The sequence below is a fragment of the Pilosibacter rotomagensis genome, assembly GCF_045062245.2.
Classification (GTDB): Bacteria; Bacillota; Clostridia; order Lachnospirales; family Lachnospiraceae; genus Pilosibacter.
Map to the genome: position 1 here is coordinate 929,472 of NZ_CM170323.1, position 21,947 is coordinate 951,418.

The 21,947-nt window shown below is 48.0% G+C and carries 14 protein-coding genes; 11 read left to right on the forward strand and 3 right to left on the reverse strand.

The window, feature by feature from the left end; genetic code table 11:
- Positions 1–35: 35 nt before the first annotated feature.
- Genes ACI3EW_RS04180 through ACI3EW_RS04190 form a run of 3 tightly spaced genes read left to right on the forward strand, consistent with a single transcriptional unit; the run spans position 36 to position 6,864 of the window.
- A complete protein-coding gene (locus ACI3EW_RS04180) occupies positions 36–1,646 on the forward strand; it encodes a hypothetical protein (protein ID WP_118606767.1) in 1,611 nt (536 codons plus the stop codon).
- Between the two features lie 3 nt (positions 1,647–1,649).
- Entirely contained in the window at positions 1,650–2,396 is a 747-nt protein-coding gene (locus ACI3EW_RS04185) for a DUF6063 family protein (RefSeq protein WP_405579610.1), read from the forward strand.
- Complete coding sequence (locus tag ACI3EW_RS04190) at positions 2,389–6,864, forward strand: coiled-coil domain-containing protein (protein WP_405579613.1); 4,476 nt, start codon at positions 2,389–2,391, stop codon at positions 6,862–6,864. Before ACI3EW_RS04185 ends, ACI3EW_RS04190 begins: the two co-directional genes overlap by 8 nt.
- Before the next feature lie 168 nt (positions 6,865–7,032).
- On the opposite strand, the gene ACI3EW_RS04195 is transcribed toward ACI3EW_RS04190, so the two are convergent.
- Positions 7,033–8,109: a P1 family peptidase gene (locus ACI3EW_RS04195; protein WP_405579616.1), complete on the reverse strand. Its 1,077-nt coding sequence runs from the start codon at positions 8,107–8,109 to the stop codon at positions 7,033–7,035.
- A 249-nt stretch (positions 8,110–8,358) separates the two neighbouring features.
- Here ACI3EW_RS04195 and ACI3EW_RS04200 point away from each other — a divergent pair, with 249 nt between their 5' ends.
- From ACI3EW_RS04200 to ACI3EW_RS04210, 3 genes are all read left to right on the forward strand, one after another.
- Positions 8,359–9,612 (forward strand): RNA-binding domain-containing protein, encoded by a 1,254-nt coding sequence (locus ACI3EW_RS04200; RefSeq protein WP_405579619.1) that lies wholly within the window; start codon positions 8,359–8,361, stop codon positions 9,610–9,612.
- 377 nt (positions 9,613–9,989) lie between these two features.
- Entirely contained in the window at positions 9,990–10,481 is a 492-nt protein-coding gene (locus ACI3EW_RS04205) for a low molecular weight protein-tyrosine-phosphatase (protein ID WP_118298931.1), read from the forward strand.
- A 202-nt stretch (positions 10,482–10,683) separates the two neighbouring features.
- The gene (locus ACI3EW_RS04210; RefSeq protein ID WP_118298932.1) at positions 10,684–11,094 is read left to right on the forward strand and encodes a peptide deformylase; all 411 of its coding nucleotides are present in this window, start codon (positions 10,684–10,686) and stop codon (positions 11,092–11,094) included.
- 52 nt (positions 11,095–11,146) lie between these two features.
- Here ACI3EW_RS04210 and ACI3EW_RS04215 read toward each other — a convergent pair whose 3' ends face one another.
- Positions 11,147–12,181 carry a L,D-transpeptidase family protein gene (locus tag ACI3EW_RS04215; protein WP_405579624.1) on the reverse strand — a complete coding sequence of 345 codons (1,035 nt, stop codon included), beginning with the start codon at positions 12,179–12,181 and terminating at the stop codon, positions 11,147–11,149.
- A 443-nt stretch (positions 12,182–12,624) separates the two neighbouring features.
- Between ACI3EW_RS04215 and ACI3EW_RS04220 the strand changes: the two genes are divergently transcribed.
- Together ACI3EW_RS04220 and ACI3EW_RS04225 are read left to right on the forward strand one after the other, a co-directional pair.
- Positions 12,625–13,896: a 2-hydroxyacyl-CoA dehydratase subunit D gene (locus tag ACI3EW_RS04220; protein WP_405579627.1), complete on the forward strand. Its 1,272-nt coding sequence runs from the start codon at positions 12,625–12,627 to the stop codon at positions 13,894–13,896.
- A 111-nt stretch (positions 13,897–14,007) separates the two neighbouring features.
- Positions 14,008–15,705, forward strand: a complete 1,698-nt coding sequence (locus tag ACI3EW_RS04225) for an acyl-CoA dehydratase activase (protein WP_118532318.1) — start codon at positions 14,008–14,010, stop codon at positions 15,703–15,705.
- 197 nt (positions 15,706–15,902) lie between these two features.
- Here the strand turns inward: ACI3EW_RS04225 and ACI3EW_RS04230 are convergent, their stop codons facing one another.
- Entirely contained in the window at positions 15,903–17,381 is a 1,479-nt protein-coding gene (locus ACI3EW_RS04230; protein ID WP_405579630.1) for a DUF1846 domain-containing protein, read from the reverse strand.
- 251 nt (positions 17,382–17,632) lie between these two features.
- Between ACI3EW_RS04230 and ACI3EW_RS04235 the strand changes: the two genes are divergently transcribed.
- The 3 genes from ACI3EW_RS04235 (at position 17,633) to uvrC (ending at position 21,812) form a co-directional block, all read left to right on the forward strand.
- Entirely contained in the window at positions 17,633–18,994 is a 1,362-nt protein-coding gene (locus ACI3EW_RS04235; RefSeq protein WP_118532316.1) for a putative glycoside hydrolase, read from the forward strand.
- Between the two features lie 224 nt (positions 18,995–19,218).
- Complete coding sequence (locus ACI3EW_RS04240) at positions 19,219–19,878, forward strand: DUF1653 domain-containing protein (protein ID WP_243022328.1); 660 nt, start codon at positions 19,219–19,221, stop codon at positions 19,876–19,878.
- A complete protein-coding gene (gene uvrC / locus ACI3EW_RS04245; protein WP_118532314.1) occupies positions 19,875–21,812 on the forward strand; it encodes an excinuclease ABC subunit UvrC in 1,938 nt (645 codons plus the stop codon). The genes ACI3EW_RS04240 and uvrC overlap by 4 nt, the downstream gene beginning before the upstream one ends.
- Positions 21,813–21,947 lie beyond the last annotated feature (135 nt).

Genomic DNA, 21,947 nt, shown 5'->3' on the forward strand with positions numbered 1-21,947 from the left:
AGGTTATGATAAATGAACAAAACTGGTGATAAAAGATGATCGAGAAAGATTTTTTAAAGAATTTTGAGCAGCGAATGAAATTTGTCGGGAGGTATGCGTTGCTCTGCAGCAATAGCTTTGGAAAGCAGCAGTGGAAGGATTACGGCATAGAGACGCGGGATGAGCAGATGAATATGTTGTTTACACTGCTGCTTTTTATCATGGAGTATTCTTTGCGGGAAGAAAACTGCACGATGGACGATATTGCGGCGTTCGTGGAGGACATCAGTTACGAGTACCATGCGAAAAAGCTGAGCTTTGAGCAGAGTCGGGACTTTGCGAGGTTTATGGTGGAGGATATCCTTGGAAACAGCGGTTCTTCCATGTATTTTAAGGCTTTTGACTATGAAAAACGGACATATAAGGAAATCAACATCCGTTATATCGACAACAAGGTCGTGTATCTGGAGAGTGGCGTCAGAAGAACATCCTATTACCTGACGGACGAGGGTTACAATATGATGCTCTCCACGATGGAAATGGAAAATAATCTGAAACTTTCGGTCCATGAAATGCTCTTTAAGCTGCATCTGGAAAAGGCAGATTATAACAGGGCTGTGGAAGATATCAAAAATATCTTCAGTCAGCTTAGAAAACAGAGCCAGAAGATCGAGGAGGCAATCCTGTCGGTTCGGAGAAATGCGTTGGCTTATTCAGTAGAAGAATATGGGCAGCTGGTGGAGGACAACATCAACACTGTAGTCGAGACAAGAGAAAAATTCAATCTTCACAGGCAGTTTATCGACGAGAAAATTGAAGAATTTGAAGAAAAACAGATGAATGCGGAAACATTCACGGAAAAAGAAAAGGGCAACCTGAACAATCTTCGTGTGATCGGAAGATATCTGACGCAGACTCTGGATGAACACCAGAGAATCCTCGGTCAGCATTTTGATCTGAAGAAATTATATGATGAAGAGCTGGAAAATTACTCGAACATGACACTGGTCCAGCGATTTCCGTTCCGGAGTGATGTGTATGATAAGGTATTAAAAGATGTCTCGCTCCTGAAAAATGTTGATAAAATTTTTAGTCCGTTATTTACCGGACGGGTGGGGAAGATCTTTAATCCGGAGAAAATGCTGGAATATCAGAAAAAGTTAAAAAAAGCGGATGTGGAAGACGAGACCGTGGAGCTGGATTTTGATGAAGAGGAGTACAACCGGGAGAAAGAAGAGCGCAGGAAAGAACGGATGAAAAAATATGAGGGCTGTGTGAAGGGAATCCTGGAACAGCTTCTCAAATATAAAGAAATGACGCTGGAAATCTTAAATACGGTGTGTACAGAAGAAGAACGGACACAGCTTCTTCCGACTGCAGAGATTTTTCGCGAGGTGATCATCGAATTCCTGACAGCGGGCACAATCGATATCGGAGCACTTCAAAATGAACAATCGGATTATCTCATGGATGCGTCAGATGGGTTTGTACTGAATGAGATGTTACTTGGTCTGATGGAAGACCGGGAATTCCGGAAAATCGGAAAGATGTTTATTTTCCCGATGGAAGACAGTGCGCATGTGTACTTTAAGAATGTAATGGATGAAAACGGAAACAGAAGAAATTTCAGATGTTCCAACGTGGGATTCCGGTATGAGGAGAGATAGAAGATGGCATACGAAGCAGAGATGATCACATACAGCCAGAAAATATTTTATTATCTTTTGTGCCACGGGGCACTGAGTGACCTGGATGTGGGAGTCAATGATCTGTACCGCGCGTATGTGGAACATGAAGAGATCATGAATCTCGTGAAAAATCAGGCGGAAATTGCAGACTGCAGAATCGAGCGGTACGGGACGACGATCTATCTGATGCCGGATATCGACAATAAATACCTCGGTTTTACGAAGGCAGACCTGAAAAAAGAATTATGTAAACCGAATGCCACAGACCGGGATTATTATCTGGCACAGTTCGTAATCCTGACGCTGTTGGTGGAATTTTATGACGGACAGGGAAGTACCAGTAAATCCAGGGAATTTTTAAAACTCGGGGAGCTGCAGAATCTCGTATCGGAGCGTCTGAAAGCAGGACTTGCGCTTGAACAGGAGCGGGAACAGGATGGAACAAATCTTTACACAGAAATGTATGAAAATGTCCTGGATTACAAGAGTATGAGCGAGGCCTATGAGTCCTTAAAAAGCGCGGAAACGGGAAGCCGGTCAAAATATACAAAGGAAGGCTATGTGAGCATTATCTGTGAGTTTCTCGATCGGCAAGGGTTGATCGTTTTCGTCCGGGAAGATGAGATGATCAAGACGACGGCAAAGCTGGACAACGTGATGGAGTATAAGATCCTGAATAAAGAAAACTATGCAAGGATCATGGAGGCATTGGGGGAAACATATGAGTAAGATAGCGAGGATCCGTATTTTAAACCTGAACTATAACAATAACACCATCAAAATTGATGACGAGATGTTTGACTTCAATGGTCAGAACACACTCATCTCCCTGAGAAACGGCGGCGGAAAAAGCGTGCTGGTACAGATGATTGTGAGCCTTTTTGTCAACCGCTCATATCGTGATTTCGGAGACCGGCCGTTTAAGAGCTATTTTACGACGAACCGGCCGACATTTATCATGACAGAATGGATCCTGGATAATAAAGCCGATCGTTTCCTGGCAGGTATGATGGTCAGGAAAAGCCAGCGGGAAGACAATGACGCGGAAGAGCTGGAAATGTACACTTTTACCGGCAATTATTCAAAAGCCTGCAGCTATGATATTGAGAATCTTCCGGTCATCAGACAGGAAGGTAGCAAAAAGATCCTGAGGGGATTTTCTGAATGCAAAAACCTGTTGGAGGAGATCAGTAAAAGTGAGTCGAGAAACTTTCGGCTGTATGACATGACCAGCTCCTATGGAAGAGGCCAGTATTTTAATAAACTTCGCGAGTATCAGGTCAACAATAAAGAATGGGAGAGCATCATCCGAAAGGTCAACCAGAAGGAGTCGGGACTTTCAGAGCTTTTCCAGAATGCCAAAGATGAGAAGAATCTGGTGGAAAACTGGTTCCTTCGCCCTATTGAAGATAAATTAAACCAGGAAAAGAATAAGACGGATGAGTTCCGGAAACTTGCGTTCCAGTTTATTGAACAATACAAGAGTAATCAGTCGAAAATTCAGCGGAAAGGGATCATTGAACAGTATTTTGAGGACACGAAGCCATTGAAAGTCCAGATCGATGATTATGTTCAGAAAGATCATGATGCAGCGGCTCTCAGAACAGAGATGATCCTTTATGTGAAGGCGCTGCAGAGAGAATTGAAGCGGCTGGAGACGGAAATTGCTGCCGGACAGGAGAAAATAGACCAGATCAAAAGGGAACAGAGACGGATCGTTTATGAGAAGCTCTCATATGGAATTTACATTGATGAGGACCGGAAGACAGCACTCCTTGCGAAGAGAACGCAGCAGGAGACGGCGATCACAGAGCTGACCTATCGGAAAAATCAGTTGACACGGGAGATCGACCGGTATGATCTTCATAAGCTCTATCAGGAATTAAAGGATTTTGAACGTCAGAAGGCCGAGGTAGATGCAAAGCTGCAGGTGCTTTTACAGAAGACGGAAGAATCAAAGGATGAGATCGGAAAGATCGGAAGTCAGCTGTATGCGCTGTATTCCGGGAAGGCAGAGAAGCTGGAGAAACAGAAGAAGCGGGAAGAAGAAAATCGTGTCGAGACTGAAAATACGAAAAAGGAAGTAGAGAAGGAATTCGGTGAAAATGAGCAGAAGATCCGAAAATTAGGCGTAGATATCGGTGCATTGACTTCAAGAGTGAAAAGCTTTGATGAGGTGGAAGACACCTTTAACAGAGAATTCAGTGCAGATCTGAGACGAAATATCGTAGGTCTTTATGTGGATGGTGCACTGGAGATTTTTCGGAAAGAAATGGAAGCAGGGCATCAGGAAAAGAAAAATGAATCGGCAAAATATGCCGGAAAACTTCTCGAGCAGGAACAGACACAAAAAAGACTTTCCCGGGAAATAGTGGATGGAAATTTAAAAGCCAACGATCTCGCACATCAGCTGGACAGTCTTTCTAAGAAACTTCTGGATCTGGAGAAACAGAAGAATGAACGCCTGAGAATCATGAAGTATGTCGGCATGGATGAAGCCCATATGGATCAGAAAAATCTGATTCTGGATCAGCTGGACGGAAAGATGAAAGAGCTGGACATGGAAAGAGACAGTCTGATCCAGAAAAAAGCCGCTCAGGAGAAACAGCTCCGGCAGCTGAAGGAAGGAAAAACGACAGAGCTTCCGGAAAATATCAGGACCTACCTGGAACAGAACGGAATCGACCCGGTATACGGAATGGAATGGCTCACGAAAAACGGACGGACGGCGGCAGAGAATGCGGAGCTTGTAAAGAAAAATCCGTTTATTCCGTATTCTGTTGTGATGGAGCGGGCGGATTTTGAACGGTTCAGAAAGAATGAGGAGGAACTGTATACGAGCTTTCCGATCCCGATCATCATAAAAGACGAACTGGAACAGGAGCGGCAATCTGTGGATGCGAGATTTGCAGTCTATGGAAATGTGCATTTTTATGTCATGTTCAATACACATCTTCTTGATCGGGAGGAGCTGGAAAAGATTCTGGAGACGATCAGGAGGAAGATTGAAAGTCTGAAAAAGTCAATCGGGGACAAGGAATCGGACCTGGAAACTTACCGAAACTACAGGAGTAAAATTGAAAGTCAGACGTTCAGTACCACTTTGTATCAGCAGACAGAAAAAGAGATTACGGATCAGAAAAAAGAGAGTGAATCAGTGAAAGAACGTCTCCAGGAGATCCGGCGGGAGCAGGGCAGACTGGATGAAGAAAAAGAAGAGACGAAAAAGCTTGCGGAGACGGTGAAACGGCAGATCGATAAGCTGAACAGGGAGAAGCACCAGTTTGATATTCTCTGCAAAAAATATGAGCAGTACGAGACAGAGCGGACGAGTCTGGAACGCCTGAACAAGGAAAATACAGAATTGACGGCGAAAGAAAGTGCTCTTAAGATCAGAATGATAGAGCTTCAGGAACAGGAGATTGGACTCCGGGCGCTGGTGAAGGAAATTTCGGAGCAGATCGACCGTGTGCAGAAACAAAAAGAAAAATTTGAAACTTTTGCTGAAACAGCCGGAAATCATGAACGTACCGGTCAGGAATCTGCGGATCCGGCAGAACTGGAAGCGAGATATTATGCACTGACGAAAGAAATATCGGATAGTGTCGATGAACTTCGAAAAGCGCAGAATGACTGGATCGGAAGAATCCAGGGGAAAAAGAAAGATATTCAAAAGAAAAATGAGGACAGCCGGATTCCGGAGGAGGAGTACCGGGAACTGATCTGCCCGGAAGAACAGTATGACAGCTGGAAATGTCAGAAAAAGCAGACAGAAAAAGAGCTGAATCAGGCAGTTGAAAAGAATGTCAGTCTGGGAGAACAACTGGGTGTTTTGAAACATCAGATCGAGACCAATATGAAAAACCTGAAAAAGGAAACGGGATTTGATCAGCCGGTCGATCGAAAGACGATTACAGACATAAACTTTGAAGAACGCTGGAATTTACAAGAATATGATCTCAGGACAGAGCTGCAGAAGCAGTCGCGTCTTCAGGAGAGAAATATCCAGCTGTCTGCACAGGTTGCGGTTGTAGCGGAATATGAGGATGAGATGCTTCCGGAAGCTAAAATGCTCACGCAGACAGAAGAGGGGCAAGAGGATGCCTTGACTGCCATCCAGGCACAGATTCCGGATATCCGAAATGCGGAGATCGAGGCTGTTAAAACGTATCAGAAAGAGATTCGCAGAAAAATGGCGGAGATTTCCAAAGCTCTGGATCAATGCAGACTCAGCATGTCAGAAATGATCCGCGAGATTGCGTCCGGTAAAGAGTACGCGGATGATTATTTCAGGAAAACGTTTGACAGCCTGCTCTCGCAGACTGCCAGTCCGCAGAATCTGTCCTGTCAGTTTGAGCTGAACCGCCAGGCATACGAAAATCAGCTGGAAAAACTGAAGATCGACCTTGCGCATATCGATGATGAGCAGAAAAATCTGGAAATGATGTTCCTGGAATACATTGAGCAGATCAATGCGAATATCGGCATGATTGACAAAAATTCTACGATCTCTGTGCGCGGCAGAAGCCTCAAAATGCTGCGAATCCAGGTACCGGACTGGGAGACGGAAAAAGAGCATTTCCGCCTGAAGCTGCATGATTATTTTGAACATGTGGTGAAAATGGGAATCGAGACGATCGAGAAGAATGAAAATCTGACGGAGTTCCTGGGACGGGTGATCACGACGAAAAAGCTGTATGATGACATCGTAGGAATCCAGAATGTGAAGATCCGGTTGTATAAAATCGAGGCGGAACGGGAGGTTGCGATCTCCTGGTCCGAGGTATCGGCAAACTCCGGCGGCGAAGGTTTCCTGTCCGCATTTGTGATCCTGACCTGTCTCTTAAGCTATATGAGGCGGGATGAGACCGACATCTTTAATTCCGGCGAGGAAGGAAAGGTCCTAATCATGGACAACCCGTTTGCGCAGACAAACGCGGAACATCTTCTGAAACCGTTGATCGAGATGGCGAAAAAGACGAATACGCAGCTGATCTGCCTTTCTGGGCTCGGAGGCGATTCCATCTATAACCGGTTTGACAACATCTATGTACTGAAACTCATCGAATCCAGCATCCGAAATGGAGTGCAGAGAGTTGACGTGACCCACGTGAAAGGCGATGATCCCAAAAGGATGGTATTATCGGACTTCAAGATGGAACAGATAAGTATGTTTGATGTGGAGGCTGAGGAGTAGGAAACAGCGCGTTGCTTTCCGTAGTATCGGTTTTCTGTTATGATACTGGTAACGGAGGTGCACGAAATGGAGACAAGATGTTGGAAGCATAGATAGCTTTCTTATGCAAAGCATGTCAAAAGAAAGAAGCACCAGAACCGGTGATATGCCGGAAATGGTGCTTCAAGTCTATTTTGAGGTTTCGACTTCCCTGTCGTTAAGATATTCTGCAAGGCTGTAATACAGCTCCCCCTCTCTTCCGCGTGTCTGTTTTGCAGCCGTCATGGAATTTAGGATCGCTTCCTGTTCAGCTTCCGCCGCAGCAAGAAAAGCCCGGTTGATCACATGCTCCGGAATTGCTGATATCTGGAGCAGTTCCTCCTCACGACCGGACGGGATCCGGTTTGCGGTTGTAAAGCCGATCATGACTTCTCCGCTTCCATGTCCCGTATAACCGCCGGTTCGTGCGATGCCAACTCCTGTTCTTTTCAGAATCCGTTTGAGCTGACGGCTTGTCAATGGGAGATCGGTAGCCAGAATACTCATGATCGAACCTTTATCTTCTTCGGATGCAGCCATATCATTCTTTTCCTGCTTCCATTCCAGGATTTTTGGACCAACAGCCTCTCCGTTCAGTACAAAATCTTCGGTTGCACCAAAGTTTGACTGAACCAGAACGCCGATGGTGTATTCCTTTTCGCCAATACAGATCACGCGGGATGCAGAGCCGATTCCACCCTTCATGCCGTAGCAGATGGTACCGGCACCGGCACCGACATCCCCTTCTTCGAATTCCTCGGCAGCAGCCTCAAAAGCCTGCCGCACTTCTTTTTCACCAACTGCACGTTTCTGGATCTGGTTGATCCGGCAGTCATTACACTCGCCAACGACCGGATTGATGCTCATGGGTTCCAGCCCATCGTTCTGACACTGTTCGATCACGATACCGGCAAGTGCATCCCAAACCTTTCCGACATTTAACGTATTTGTAAGGGCAATCGGTGTTTCAAGAGTCCCAAGCTCTTCTACCTGTACCAGACCGGCACTTTTCCCAAAGCCATTGTGGACATAGGCTGCCGCCGTATAGTGATTTGCAAATGCATTATCCGGTCCAGGGACGATCACAGTCACACCGGTATGATTTTCTTCCGTGTTCACAGTACAGTGTCCTACCAGTACACCAGGTACATCCGTAATCGCATTTCTTTTTCCTGTTTTCACTCTTCCGGGTACAATTCCGAAGTCCCGAATCCGTTTTTTCTCCACGTTGATTTCCTCCTTGGATTTTGTCGGCTATTTCTAATGATTGTATCATAGTTTTTGAGAAATAAAAACAGGATGGGGGGAAATTAGTGATTTAATGACATCAATCTACAAGGATGACAAAAAAACGGCAAAATAAAAGTAAGGGTGAATACAAGACAATCAAAAAAGCAATCGTAAAAAAATACGATTGCTTTTTTGCGTATTTCTGCATATAATATATTCAATAAGAGCAAAATGGAGGCGATTGATATGCGTGAAACAAGAATATTGGAGTTCAAGGAAACGATTACGAACACGTTTTTAAAAACAGTCAGTGCCTTTTCAAATTATGATGGCGGAACTATTCTTTTTGGTGTAGATGATGATGGAAATATAAAAGGTTTGCCGGATGTCAAGCAAGCTTGTCTGGATATTGAAAATAAAATCAATGACAACATTACACCGCAGCCGGACTATACGCTTGAAATACAGAATAATGACCAGACGATAAAACTTACTGTGAAAAGTGGACTTCAGAAGCCGTATCTATATAAATCGAAAGCCTACAAGCGGAATGATACAGCAACGATAGAAGTAGACACTCTGGAGTTTTCAAGGCTGGTACTGGATGGAAAGAACATTCGATTTGAAGAATTGCCTTGCAAAGATCAGGAACTGTCCTTTGAAATTTTACATCGTAAACTGAAAGAAACTGTCCGGATTGAAAATTTTGATAAGGATACGCTGAAAACATTGAACTTATATGACGATGTAAATGGATTCAATAATGCGGCAGGACTTTTGGCAGATAAAAATCATTTCCCCGGAATTGATATTGTCAAATTCGGAGAAAACATCAGTATCATTCAAAAGAGATCAACCTTTGAAAATATATCGGTTTTAGAGGTATATGAAAAGGCAATCGAGGTATTCAGAGACTATTATCAATACGAAGTAATACAAGGTGCTGATCGAAAGAAAATGGAGAAAATACCGGAAGCTGCTTTTCGAGAAGCAATCGCCAATGCTCTGATTCATAGAGTATGGGATGTGGATTCACAAATCAGAGTTTCGATGTTTGATGATCGAATCGATATTGTTTCTCCTGGTGGATTACCGTCCGGAATCACAGAGGAAGAATATCTGTCTGGAAAGCTTTATGTTTTAAGAAATAGAAATCTTGCCAATGTATTTTATAGATTAGGATTTGTAGAGATATTTGGAACGGGAAGTACAAGAATAAAACAACTCTATGCGGAAGCTTTGATAAAACCGGATTTTGAAGTTTCGGAAAATGCTATAAAAATTGTGCTTCCGATATTTGAAAAAAATGCTGATCTGACAGAAGATGAAATTGTAGTTTATAAGCTTTTGAGCAAGACGATGCTGAAGCCGATCAGCGAAGTTGCACCGTATGTACCTTTTGGTAAATCAAAGACAACAAAGCTGCTGAAAGAAATGTGTCAAAAAGGTGTGATCACAGTGGAAGGAAAAGGCAAGGGTACAAAATATATTATTAGTTAAGACATGGGTTCCTGAAACAGTGTTTCGGAAATTCAAAGAAAGCAACAGGTTCATTCGCATTAAATGCAGTTAATTGAGCAATAGGCTCTTGCACAAATTATGTAGGGCTTATAATCAGACAGAAGAATTTGCGATTATAATTGATGGAACACATCAAAAAATTCAAGATAAAGAGCGTAAGCCACAAATGAAAATTAAATATCCTTAGTAGTAATATAACCCCATTTTACTACCAAATTTACTACTAACAGGTAGTAACAACTTGCTCAATCTTGCTCTGATTTGCCACAATCTGTAATTTCAGAGCATATCACCATAATCCCCGAAATCCCTCACAAAACAGGGCATCCCGGGGTAAATCAAGGAGAAACAAAACTATGATAAAAGTATTATTTATCTGCCTCGGCAACATCTGCCGAAGCCCACTCGCCGAGTTCTACTTTAAAGACCTCGTGGCAAAACACAACCTTTCCGCTGAATTTTATATCGAATCCGCGGCGACCTCCTATGAGGAGACCGGAAACCCGGTACATCCCGGAACGAGAAAGAAGCTGGCAGCGGCAGGCATCTCCTGCGCGGGGAAGACTGCGAGATGTATGGAGAGGGAGGATTACCGGAAATTCGATTATCTGATCGGGATGGATCAGGCAAATATCCGGAATATAACACAGATCGCGGGCGGTGATCCGGAGAAGAAGATCTATAAGATGCTGGAATTTGCCGGGGACGGCTGGAAGGAGCTTAAAGCAGGAAAGCGGAACCTGGACAAGGTGCCGGATGTGGCGGACCCGTGGTATACGGGGAATTTTGATGATACCTGGCGGGATGTGACGGCCGGGTGTGAGGGATTATTAAAGTTTTTGGATTAGTTATTGAAACGGGTTTTCATCTGCAAAATCCTGTTGTGGTGCATGGGAAAGGAGTGACCATGTACTGTAACTCGATGAGAGGCAGAATGGTATACTCGATATGGAAAACGATAAAGGATGGTATAGTGTAGCCAGCTGTTAGTATGTAGATCAGACTCTGCGGAACAGCTAATCGTGAATCGTAATAAGAAAGGAAAAACATATGGTAAAAAAGATCATTCATGACCCCATGTTCCTCAGGCAGAAGTCTGTGGACGCGACCGAAGCCGATAAGCAGGTGGTGACAGACCTTTTAGACACCCTGCGGGCGAATCTGGACCGGTGTGTCGGGATGGCGGCGAATATGATCGGGGTGAAGAAGAATATTATTGTTGTGGCAGTGGGACCGTTTCAGTTTGCAATGATCAATCCGGTGATCACGAAGAAGAGTGGACCGTATGAGACGGAAGAGGGATGTCTTTCGCTGAGCGGTGTGAGACCATGCACGAGGTACCAGGAGATCGAGGTGGATTATCTGGACCAGAATTTCGTCAAGAGGCATGGAAAATATTCCGAGTGGACAGCGCAGATCATTCAGCATGAGATCGACCACTGCAATGGAATCCTCATATAAACATATAATCGAGAAAGAACCTGGCGGCTGCCAGGTTCTTGTTTTCCCTCACTTACTTCTCAACATCCGGATCCGTCGGATCCCAGTTCTGCTCAGCCGGGATCTTTTCTGCCGCCGGGCGCTCAAACGGGGCGGCGAGGTTGTCGCCAACGGTGACGACTGTTCCGGATGCGCAGTGATCGTAGATCCATTTGCAGTCAGCTACGGTCATGCGGATGCAGCCGTGGGATGCAGGTTCCCCGAGTTTGTTGTATTCCTCTGCCGGAATATTATAGATGCTGGTGGTCTTTCCAGGAACGCTGTGGAAAAGAATGCTGGTATTTCCGAGTCTTGAGCAGTACTGTCCGTAAGTGGATTCTACCAGAGCATGCCAGCGGTACTTGTTCGTGAGTTTAAAGGTTCCGACCGGAGTCGGAGTGCTCGATTTTCCCGGGGAGCAGATAAAGGTGCGGTACGGGATAATGTAACCGTTGTCTCCATCCGGTGCATATACGGTAACCTGGCAGCGGGAACGGTCAACAGTGATCCGGAAGGACGGTGCGGCGAGAATTCCTTCAAGATCCTGGATCAGTGAGCAGGAAGTTTCGTCAAAATAAAATTTGTATCCATCGATATACTGCCAGCTCTTGACGGCATATCCGTCGGAATCAAAGTAGTACCAGTTGTTGTTTGCATTCTGCCAGCCATTTTTCGTGAGCTCACCGCTCTCATTCCGGTAGATCAGACCGTCAGCCGTCTCATGAATCCCGGTCGTAAGGTCCTCCGGCGGAGTCTCCCGCTGTTTCACCATGCCGTTTACAGTCCAGCGGCCATCGGAATCGACCTGGAAGCCGTCCGGAGTTCTTGTTCCGGCCAGCAGCTGGCCTTTTTTATCAAAGTAGTAGCATTCTTCCATGCCGTCCTGGTCGGAATCGATCCAGTACCAGCCGTCTGCGGCGTAGGAGCCGTCTCCGAGATCGTATTTCCACTGGTTCGGTCCTCCCTGATTGGACCATGTTCCTGCATAGGAGGCCAACGGGTTGATGAGCAGTGCTGCGAAGGCTGCGCCGAGGCAGGTGCGGAGTGTATATTTTGTTTTCTGATTCATAATGAGGTTCTCCTGAAGGTAAAAATAAAATTCTTTTTCACATGAATATAGCTGCCTCGCGTTCCACACAGAGGAACCGAAACAGCTTCGCTTTTTATTCTAAGTATATCACTGGAAAAAATCAATCCTTTTTCTGAAAATCCTGCTACATGGACTTCACGCAGTCCCCAATCGTTCGAAAATCTTTACTTTTCGAAAAAAATGACTATAATAAAATATCAGGGCTCAAAATCCGGGGATCCGATATCGGTTTACAGATGCCGGATCCCTGAATTCCCAGCCTCGATAAAACATGAATAAGCAGTCATTTTTATTAACAAAATGGTAACAGTTACGCAAAGTGAGCGGATTATGAATGTTCTGCAAAATGCAGTTCATCAGATAAAAGACAGCGGGTAAGATTCAGGACCCGCACAACAAGACATCAAAGGAAGTGAACTACAATGAATATCGTAGACAAATTCGGAAATATCGTGGGAACAGAGGCCATGAAGGATCCGGAGAAAGCACGGCGACTCCTCCTCACCGGTTACCGCATGCAGGAGAAAAAGCTGCAGCTTTTCCCGGACCGCGCACTGCCGGAATCCGGACAGTATGTGGCGAAGATTGTCATGAAGAACATCATTGAAGCGCTTGCAAAACCGGAGCAGGCGGCGATGGTCAGCATTTTTGTCCCGGGCGAGCTCGTGGCGGCAGCAGGCCTTACCCCGTACTCGGTGGAGGCGCTGTCCTGCTTTATCGCCGGAACGAAATGTGAGCAGGCATTTTTGAGAAGAACGGAGGAAGAGGGATTCCCCGAGACCATGTGCTCGTACCATAGGGTGTTCCTCGGAGCGGCGCTCAGCGGACTTCTCCCGAAACCGAAATGCACGGTCTACACGAACCTTGCGTGTGACGGCAACATGATGACATTTCCGTATCTGAAAGATAATTTCGGATGCGAGGGCTTTTATATCGATGTTCCGTATGAGAAAAATGAGGACTCCGTAAAATATGTTGCGGACCAGCTGAGAAAGCTGAAGGGATTCCTGGAGGAAGTGACAGGAAAGAAGATCACGGAGGAAGCAGTCGCAAAGGCGGTCGCGAACAGCAGGAAGGCATCTGAAAACTATCGGGCGCAGCTTGCCCTGAGAAAGGTCCACGATCCTGTCACATCCCTGACGAATGAATTGTATGCACTCTTCATGTGCCATCTGATGGCCGGATCGGAAGAGGCAGTGAAATACACGAAACTTCTCCTTGAGGATGTGAAGAAAGCCCCGAAGGGCGAAGGACTCCATGTTCTCTGGATGCACATCATGCCGTTTTTGCAGGAGCCGGTGAAGGAAGTATTCAACTACAATCAGAAGATGCACATCCGCGCCTGCGATTTCATCGCCGATGGATTCCAGGAGATGCATCATGAGGATCCGTACGAGGCGATGGCGGAGAAGATGGTAAACTGCATCTATAACGGGAATGTGAACCAGAGGATCGAGGCCGCAAAGAACCTCGCAAAGGAGACGGATGTGGACGGCGCGATCCTGTTTGCCCACTGGGGATGCAAGGGAACGATCGGCGCGTCGAGCCTGATCAAGAGCTCCCTGGAGAAAGACGGACTGCCGACCATGATCCTCGACGGGGACGGATGCAATCCGGCCAACACCAGCGACGGTCAGGTTTCAACGAGACTTCAGGCATTCATTGAAATGTTGGAGAAGGCGAAAAGTGAGTAATCGATTCTGAATGAAACACACATTTGACAAGATCAGACAAGCAGCGAAAGAGGATTGCGAACATCCTTTGACTTGCAAAAAACGAATTGATTACAAAAAGGAGAAAATTTCATGATACATTATGTCTGTAAATACACCCCGATCGAGCTGTTTGCGGGCTTCGGGGAAACATGCGCGGTCCTGGAGGAGATGCCGGAGAACTTCGAGATGTCGGACCAGATCGCCCATGCAAATCTCTGCGGATTCGGAAAATCCGTGATCCAGGCAGTTCTGCAGGGAAAAGCGGATGAGCTTGTCATGGTGAACTGCTGTGACTCCATGCGCCGCGTGTACGATATCGCTGCGAGCACAGGAAAATGCAAATTTCTGTATATGCTGGATCTCCCGCATGACGACAATGAGTGCGAGAAGGAAAAGTTTGCGGCAGCGATCCGCCGCCTGAAAGAGGCGTATGAGAAGTATTCCGGGAAAACATTTGATAAAGCTGCATTTTTCCATTCTTTCGCGAAACTTCGCACAGAGACGAAACCATATATTGGCGTTCTCGGCGTGCGTGTCAGCGGTGTCCTGGAAGACATGATCCGGGAAAACATCCGGATGGATGTGGATAACCTCACCTGTACCGGAGGAAGACGGTTGACAGTGACTCCGGAGGAACTGGAAAAGATGGATGAGGACGCGATGTTCCTCGCCTATGCGGACGGACTTTTGGGGCAGATGCCGTGCTTCCGCATGAACCAGAGTTCAAGGAGAACAGCTCTCTATCTGGACCCAAATTTAAAGGGGATCATTTATCACACGATCAAATTCTGCGATTACTATGGATTTGAGTACGCGAGCATCAAGAAAAACATCAAAGTCCCGCTTTTGAAGATCGAGACGGACTTTACGAGCCAGAGTGCCGGACAGCTTCTGACGAGGATCCAGGCATTCTCGGAGACGATCGAAGGTTCGGAGGACATGGACCCGGGAAAAGGAATCAGCGAGGAGGCAAGAGAGAAGATGGCATCAGGAGTTTATTATGTAGCGGGAATTGACAGCGGATCCACAAGTACCGATGTTGTGATCCTGGATCAGGACGGAAAGATCAAGTCCACGATGATCATCCCGACCGGCGGCGGAGCGACCATGAGCGCGGAGAAGAGCCTGGAGCTGGCCGTGGAGAAAGCGGGAATTAAAAAGGAAGAGATCGTCCGCATTGATACGACAGGATACGGACGTGCCTACATCGACAGTGGTGACGACAGCATCACGGAGATCACCTGCCATGCGAAAGGCGCCCATTATCTGAATCCGAATGTCCGCACTGTCATCGACATCGGCGGACAGGACATCAAGGCGATCAGCATCGATGAGAACGGCGCGGTCAAGAACTTCCTGATGAACGATAAATGTGCGGCCGGAACGGGACGTTTCCTGGAGATGATGGCGAGAACACTGGGACTTTCCCTGGAGGAGATGAGCACGAGAGGTCTGAAATGGAAGAACAATGTGGTGATCTCCAGTATGTGTACCGTGTTCGCAGAGTCGGAGGTCGTATCGCTCGTGGCACAGAATAAAGATGTGGCAGATATCATTCACGGTCTGAATGTGTCCGTTGCTTCCAAGGTCGGCGCGCTGGCGGCCCGCCTCGGACAGAACAATCCTGGCGAGTACATGATGACCGGCGGCGTTGCGCAGAACCAGGGAATCGTTGAGGCGCTGGAGGAGAAACTCGGCGCGAAACTCTATATCTGCGATGAGGCGCAGCTCTGCGGAGCACTCGGTGCGGCATTGTTTGCGTACGAGAAGTGCCAGGCTGCGAAGTAAGGAAAAAGAGTAAAAAATCCGTCATTCCGTCATGAAAACTAATTTCATGGCAGAATGGCGGATTTTGTCTCAGCCAGATAAACTTTTTGTGGGAGTAGCTGCAAGCGCATCTCAGATGTAATTTATGAATGTGATAAATGGTCTGTGCGGATGCTCGTCCCCCGGAACAATGGATTTATCATTGGAATGTAATTCTTTTACCCGATCTTCTTATCTTCCTGAACCGGCTCGCATGTAACATCGATGCCGAGTTTCTTAAAGATATTTTTATCAACATTGGAGAGCATAACGGTCGTGTGGACCTGGCAGCCGCGGAGTTTCGGGAGCTGCTCTAACGCGATCCGGGCGTTGTCATCAGTAGCGGCACAGGTGGAGAGTGCGATCAGCACCTCGTCAGTGTGCAGTCTCGGGTTGACGCCGCCGAGATAGCGGACCTTTAACTCCTGGATCGGAGCGATGGATTCCGGGGAGATCAGGTCGATGGAGTGGTCGATCCCGCCGAGTTCTTTCACAGCGTTTAAGAGAACAGCTGCGGAAGCACCGAGGAGTTCCTTTGTCTTTCCAAGAACGATCTTTCCGTTCGGAAGCTCCATTGCAGCTGCCGGAGCGCCGGTTTCCTTCGCAAGTTCGATGGCAGCCGGAACAACCGGGCGGTCATTCGGGGAGATCTTTGCCTGCTTCATGATGAGCTCGATCTTGTATGCTTCGTTCTGGCAGGAATCGTCTTTTACGACTTTTTCAAGCGCCTGGTAGTAGCGGCGGATGATCTCCTGGCAGGAAGCTTCCCGGCACGCATCATCATCAAAGATGCAGAGTCCAGCCATGTTGACGCCCATATCGGTCGGGGACTTGTACGGGCATTCGCCGAAGATCCCTTCAAAGATCGCGCTCAGCACCGGATAGATCTCAACGTCACGGTTGTAGTTGACGGTAGTCTTTCCGTAAGCTTCCAGATGGAACGGATCGATCATGTTTACGTCGTTTAAGTCAGCGGTAGCGGCCTCGTAAGCTAAGTTTACCGGATGCTTTAACGGGAGGTTCCAGATCGGGAAAGTCTCGAATTTTGCGTATCCGGCCTTTACGCCGCGTTTGTTTTCATGGTAGAGCTGGGAAAGGCAGGTTGCCATCTTTCCGCTTCCCGGTCCCGGAGCTGTGACAACGACGAGCGGACGTGTTGTCTCGACATAATCGTTCTTTCCGTAACCTTCATCGCTGACGATGAGCGGGATATTGCTCGGGTAGCCGTCAATCTCGTAGTGGCGGTAAACTTTAAGACCGAGCTTTTCCAGTTTGTGTTTGAACTGCTGGATCGCCGGTGTGTCAACGTAGCGGGTGATCACGACGCTGCTGACATAGAGTCCGCGGTCGGTGAATACTCGGATCAGGCGCAGCACGTCGAGGTCGTATGTAATGCCCAGATCGTAGCGCACTTTGTTCTTTGTGATATCAGCGGCGTTGATCGCGATGACGATCTCCGCCTGGTCAGCGAGCTGCATCAGCATGCGGAGTTTGCTGTCCGGTTCAAAACCCGGAAGCACGCGGGATGCATGGTAATCATCATACAGCTTGCCGCCGAACTCCAGATATAATTTATCGCCGAATTTGCTGATTCTCTCACGGATATGGTCAGACTGCATGGCGAGGTATTTATCGTTGTCGAAACCCTGCTTAATCATTTGTTCTCTTCTCCTCTTAATCATGATAAATGAAAAGATCCGGTTCAGGGCATTCCTGAAAGACATCCGGGCGGACAAAGCCGTCATGGGGTGGACGTCTGGATCGGTTTCATATTGTTTTATTGTACCCGTCTATCTATTATCCACCAAAAACATCATTTTGAACAGTAGTTTTTTAATTTTTCTTTCCAAAATCCATATACTTATGCTATGATGATGATAACTATGGGAGAAGAACAGGAAGGACAAATATGAAAAAAATGCTATTTGCGTTCTCCATGGCGGGGATCCTGCTGTTATCAGCATGCGGAAGACCGGCAGCGGAGGAGACAGAGGCGGCAGAGACAACAGCGGAAGCGGAGCGTGCGCAGGAGACCAGCGGTGTCCTGGTGATCGAGGATGCCGGAGAAGATAAGAACAAAACAATCTCCGTGCGGATCGTGGATTCCTCGAACCCGGCGCTTCCCGGGCGTGAGGCGAAGAAAGTCCGCGGCATCTACATCACAGGTCCTGTGGCCGGAAATGAGGAAGTCTTAAACGGAGTTCTGGACGGCGCCCTGGCGGCTGGGATCAACGCGGTGGTCATCGACTTTAAGGAGGACCAGGGGAGGATCACATGCCCGGTGAGCGCTGCGACCGTGAATGAGATCGGTGCCAGCATTCCTTACGTCCGTGATATGAAAAGCCTGATCGAAAGCCTGAAGGAACGGGATCTCTATGTGATCGCGAGAGTTGCGGCTTTCCGGGATTCTTACCTTGCGGAGAAGAAGCCGGAGTGGAGTCTGACACTGCCGGACGGAAGTCTGTACCGGGATCGCCAGGGGATGGCCTGGGTGGATCCGTATCGCCACGAAGTCTGGGATTATCTTCTGGAAGTTGGGAATGAGGCGAAGGAACTTGGCTTTGATGAGGTCCAGTTCGATTATCTGAGATTCCCGAATGAGGCATCGGCCGGACAGGTCGTCTACGATGATGCGGTGATCCGGGGACGTTCCAAGACGGATACGATCCTGGAGTGTGCCAATTATTTATATGAAAATCTCGCATCCCAGGGACTTTTCGTGTCGGCAGATGTGTTCGGCACGATCATCGGGAGCGGAGTGGATTCCAGCGCTGTCGGCCAGGATTATACGGAGATGGCGAAGATCCTCGATTATATCTGTCCGATGATCTATCCGTCCCACTACAGCTCCGGAAACTTCGGGCTGGAGCATCCGGACATGGAACCTTATAAGACGATCTTCGGAGCGCTCCAGAAGTCCGGAAAAGTCCTGCTGGACGCGTCGAGAGCCGATAACCATGAGAGCCGCCAGGCGATTGTGCGCCCGTGGCTTCAGGACTTTACGGCGACATACCTCGGAGAGGGCAATTATATCACCTACGGGGCCGCTGAGGTCGCAGAGGAAGTCCGCGCCGTGCAGGATGCCGGATATGAGGAATGGATGCTGTGGAGCGCTGCGAATAAATACCACTTAGAGGGACTTTCTGCGGACGGAAGCAGCGCGGCTGCGGCGGAAGTTTCGACAGAAACTTCTGAAGAAGGCGAGACAGCGGGTGAAGATGCAGACGGGACTTCTGAGGCTGAGTCCGCGGCAGAAACCGCGCAGCAATAGAAAAGTATGTTATTGTACGCGGGCAGAAATTTCCTAAACTGAAAATTCTGCAACATACAGCAGAAATCGAAAAATATAGTCACAAAACTTTATGTCTGGACCGGCCGGCGTCTGAAAAACGCCTGTCGGCCTGACAGAGCAGAGAGTAAAGTCATAGAACCTTATGCCAAAGGAGACACCGTCCTGAAAGGGGCGGCCGGACCCGGCAGAATGGAGAACAAAAAATGGAACAGATTCGTAAAACACCAGTGCCGGGAGAATTCTACCGGCACTTTAAAAATAAGTTATACCAGATCATTGCGGTCGCAACCCACTCGGAGACCGGGGAGGAGATGGTCGTCTACCAGGCTCTGTACGGGGATTTCAAGGTGTGGGTGCGCCCGTTATCGATGTTTTTAGAGGAGGTCGACCGGGAGAAATACCCGGATGCGGCCCAGAAATACAGGTTTGAGAGAGTACGTCTCGTGAAACCGAAAGATGCAGGTCAGTCCGGAACGAAATCAGCTCCTGAAAATGCCCAGCCGGAAAAAAATGATGCGAAAACCATTGATCAGGACGCAAAAAATCCGGCAGCGAAACAGTCAGCAGCGGCCAGCGAAAGCAGGAACGTGCAGATGACAGCCGGACAGGCGCCGGAGGAAGAACCGACGGTCAGCCAGGATCTTCTGGACTTCTTTGATGCGATGGACGAGAAGAATTACGACCGGATGCTGGAATGTCTGACGAAGCTTTCCGCGCATGCGACCCGGAAGGAACTCGATGACATCTGTCTGGTCCTGGACATCAATCCGCCGGCTGGCTGTGATGATAGCTTGTCTCAGATCATGTTCATCAAGCGCCACCTGGCGATGATCAGAAAGTTTGACGGGGAGAGATTGCGTTGACAGAAAAGGAAAATTCTTATGAGCGCCCGACCTTTAATATAGAAGAAGAGCTGAAAAAACTCCCAGCATCGCCGGGAGTTTATCTCATGCATGATAAGCACGATGAGATCATATATGTAGGAAAAGCGATCAGCTTAAAGAACCGTGTGCGCCAGTATTTCCAGAGCAGCCGCAACAAGACTGCGAAGATCGAAAAGATGGTCTCGAGGATCGCCCGGTTTGAGTACATCATCACAGATTCGGAGCTGGAGGCACTCGTTCTGGAGTGCAACCTGATCAAGGAACACAGACCTCGTTATAATACGATGTTAAAGGATGACAAGACGTATCCTTATATCAAGGTCACGACGGACGAGCCGTTCCCGAGAGTCCTGTTCTCCAGAACGATGAAGAAGGACAAATGCCGGTATTTCGGACCGTACACCAGCGCCGGGGCGGTAAAGGACACGATCGATCTGATCCACAAGCTCTGGAAGATCCGGACATGTAGCAGGAACCTTCCGAAAGATATCGGAAAGGACCGCCCGTGTCTGAATTACCACATTAAACAGTGCTCGGCACCCTGCCAGGGCTATATCTCCGAGGCAGAATATAAAAAGTCCGTCTCCGAGGTCATCGAGTTCCTGGACGGAAAATATACGCCGGTCTTGACGATGCTGGAGGAGAAGATGATGGCGTCCTCCGATGCGATGGAGTATGAGCAGGCCATCGAGTACCGGGAACTCTTAAACAGTGTGAAGCAGGTCGCCCAGAAGCAGAAGATCACGAGCCAGAGCATGGAGGACCGCGATGTGATCGCCATGGCGCGGGATGAGGCGGATGCGGTGGTCCAGGTATTCTTTGTCCGCGACGGAAAGATGATCGGACGGGAACATTTCCGTGTCTCCGCGTCTACGGCGGACAATAATTATCAGATCATCGGAAGCTTCGTAAAGCAGTTCTACGCGGGAACTCCGTTTATCCCGAGAGAAATCTGGGTTCAGGAAAAGTTCCCGGAGATGGACCTGATCGCGGAATGGCTCACGAAGCGCCGCGGACAGGCGGTAAAATTCCTGGTCCCGAAAAAAGGGCAGAAAGAGCGCCTGGTGGAGCTTGCAGAGAAGAACGCGAAGCTTGTGCTCGATCAGGATAAAGATAAGATCAAGCGGGAGGAGCTCCGGACCATCGGCGCCATGAACCAGGTGGGCGAGTGGCTGGGACTTGGAAAAGTCCGCCGGATGGAGGCCTACGATATCTCCAACATCAGCGGGTTTGAGTCGGTCGGCTCCATGGTGGTGTTTGAGGATGGAAGACCGAAGAGGAATGACTACCGGAAATTTAAGATCAGGACGGTCCAGGGCCCGAACGATTACGCGTCCATGGAGGAGGTCCTGACGCGCCGGTTTACCCACGGGATGGAGGAGCTGGAAGAAGAAAGGAAGAACCGGGAAGACGGAGAGGAAGCACTGGACGGAAGATTCGGAAGCTTTACGAGATTCCCGGATCTGATCCTCATGGACGGCGGACGCGGACAGGTGAATATCGCACTGAAGGTCCTCGATGAGCTGCGGCTCGATATCCCGGTCTGCGGCATGGTAAAGGACGACAACCACCGGACGAGAGGTCTCTACTATAATAATGTGGAGATCCCAATCGACCGCCATTCCGAGGGATTCAAGCTTGTGACGAGGATCCAGGATGAGGCCCACCGGTTTGCGATCGAATATCACAGGAGTCTGCGAAGCAAAGCGCAGGTCCATTCGATCCTGGATGATATTGAAGGGATCGGTCCGGCGAGAAGAAAGGCGCTGATGCGGAGATTTAAGTCACTGGAAGCGGTGCGGGACGCCTCCCTGGAGGAACTTGAGAGTACAGAGGGAATGAATAAGCGCGCGGCGGAGAGTGTGTATACGTATTTCCGTGAAAAAGACCGTATGCCTCAGATCTCAGAGTAGATGAAAATTTCGTGCCCCCAAAACTGTATCATACGGAATTTTCAGTTCAGAAAATTCCTACCCGTGAGAAGTAACAATTTCGTGACATTCTGCCCGTGATATGATAGGATGAAGATAACTGTGCGCAGAGAGAAA